The sequence below is a fragment of the Citrobacter sp. FP75 genome (assembly GCF_018342065.1).
Taxonomy (GTDB): Bacteria; Pseudomonadota; Gammaproteobacteria; order Enterobacterales; family Enterobacteriaceae; genus Citrobacter.
The window spans coordinates 1-1795 of record NZ_JAFDOE010000023.1 but is presented as its reverse complement, the minus strand read 5'-3'; the positions used below and the strand labels follow the sequence as shown (position 1 = coordinate 1795).

Genomic DNA, 1795 nt, shown 5'->3' with positions numbered 1-1795 from the left:
TCTATCGCTTAGCGGAAAGTTCTTTTACCCTCAGCCGAAATGCCTGCCGTTGCTAGACATTGCCAGCCAGTGCCCGTCACTCCCACTCGATTGTAAACAAGCACACAAAACCCTTTAGTGACAACAATTTGCAAGAACTATCAGGCTCAGTGCCATGAAAAATACCATGACCAGATCATGAGGTTGAACACGGCTTGCGCCGGCAGCGTTCACGCTCCTGGTCGGCGATCTCGCCCGGCTGCAATGCTAGCTCAGCATCGGTCATGCGCTCCAGCACGTCGCGTAGGCGGATGGTGCAAGGAATGGGCGGCAGCTCGAACTCATAGCCGCCGGCGATCATTTCGGCCGCAATCTCCTCGGTGATGAAAAACGGCTCGTCGTCTTGGTTCGGCTTCTTCATGCCCTTTCCTCCTGGCGCTCATCCTGGCCGACAGCGGCCAGGGCATCGGCTTCCGTCAATGCGTCCTCCACGAACGCGCCGTGCTGCTTCGCTTCGGCCTGGCTGACCTCGGCCCATATCCGTTTCACCTGGGCCGCACTGTACCCGGCCAGCTCGGCGGTCTTGTTGATGCTGTAGCCGGACTTGCGCAGCGCGACAACTTGGGCGCGGCGCTTCGGATCAGCACGGCGGCCCTTGTACCGCCCGGCCTGGCGGGCCAACTCAATGCCTTGGCGCTGGCGTTCGCGCCTGTCCTCGTAGTCGTCGCGGGCCATCTGCAAGGCCAGGCGAAAAAGCATGATCTGCACGGCTTCCAGCACGATCTTGGCGACGCCCTGGGCCTCGGCCGCCAGGTCGGATAGATCGACCACGCCAGGGACGGCCAGGCTTGCGCCTTTGGCCTGTATCGAGGCCACCAGGCGCTCGGCCTCGGGCAAAGGTAGGCGGCTGATGCGGTCGATCTTCTCGGCAATGACCACCTCGCCGGGCTGTAGGTCGCCGATCATGCGCAGCAGCTCAGGCCGGTCGGCGCGTGCGCCGGATGCCTTCTCACGGTAGATGCCGGCGACGTAGTAGCCGGCGGCCTTCGCGGCCGTAGTGATCGCCTCTTGGCGTTCCAAGTCCTGCGCGTCGGTGCTGACGCGCAGATAGACCCGCGCCACCATCGGCGCGGCTACTGGCTTCGTCCTGCGCATACTTGCGGGCTCCTTTGGGCATACGCAAAGTGTCCGGTCATGCTACCCCCGGCCAAAAAGGCCGTCATGCGATTTATCTTGGCCGGGTCGTTATTGGCGGGTCTAAATGGCCGCTCCGTGGATCTCATCGCCAGAAATGGCGATGCGAGATCCAGGGCAGGGCGGCCGCCATCGTCAGACCTGGCGATGGTCGACGCCGGCGCGCATCGTCGGATGTGGCGATGCGAGCTCGAGGTCGGTGGCCACCGCCGGCGACCTGGTGCCATCGTCGGCAATGGCGATGCTGCAGCTCGACGTGCGCGGCCTGGTCGTCTCGGCATCGTCGGATGCGGCGATGCTCGAGCGAGGCGAAAAAAAACCGCCTCGGGGTGTCCGAGGCGGCAAGTCTGCATGCGGTTCAGGGAGGAAGAAACCGCGCCGGCGATCAGGGAGGAAAACCGCGCGGCCTGATGTGCAGCTCGGCCACTTTAGCCGGATTTTTCGACTTATCCGATGCGAGCGGCCCGCCGTGGGCGCTGCTCGATCTGCTGTTGCTTTTTCTCGACGTGCTTCTGCTCCTGGTGCTGCTGCTCGTCGCGCGGCACTGTTGCAAAGTTAGCGATGAGGCAGCCTTTTGTCTTATTCAAAGGCCTTACATTTCAAAAACTCTGCTTACCAGGCG

At 62.6% G+C, this 1795-nt stretch carries 3 protein-coding genes; 1 reads left to right on the top strand and 2 read right to left on the bottom strand.

Annotated features, from left to right (window positions below):
* Positions 1-175 precede the first annotated feature (175 nt).
* Together JQ822_RS24260 and JQ822_RS24255 are read right to left on the bottom strand one after the other, a co-directional pair.
* Complete coding sequence (locus JQ822_RS24260; protein ID WP_000743213.1) at positions 176-400, bottom strand: hypothetical protein; 225 nt, start codon at positions 398-400, stop codon at positions 176-178.
* Positions 397-1134 carry a recombinase family protein gene (locus tag JQ822_RS24255; protein WP_001446887.1) on the bottom strand — a complete coding sequence of 246 codons (738 nt, stop codon included), beginning with the start codon at positions 1132-1134 and terminating at the stop codon, positions 397-399. Before JQ822_RS24255 ends, JQ822_RS24260 begins: the two co-directional genes overlap by 4 nt.
* 326 nt (positions 1135-1460) lie before the next feature.
* Here JQ822_RS24255 and JQ822_RS24250 point away from each other — a divergent pair.
* Positions 1461-1795: hypothetical protein (locus JQ822_RS24250; RefSeq protein ID WP_204987998.1), on the top strand; the 335-nt coding region annotated here is incomplete at its 3' end.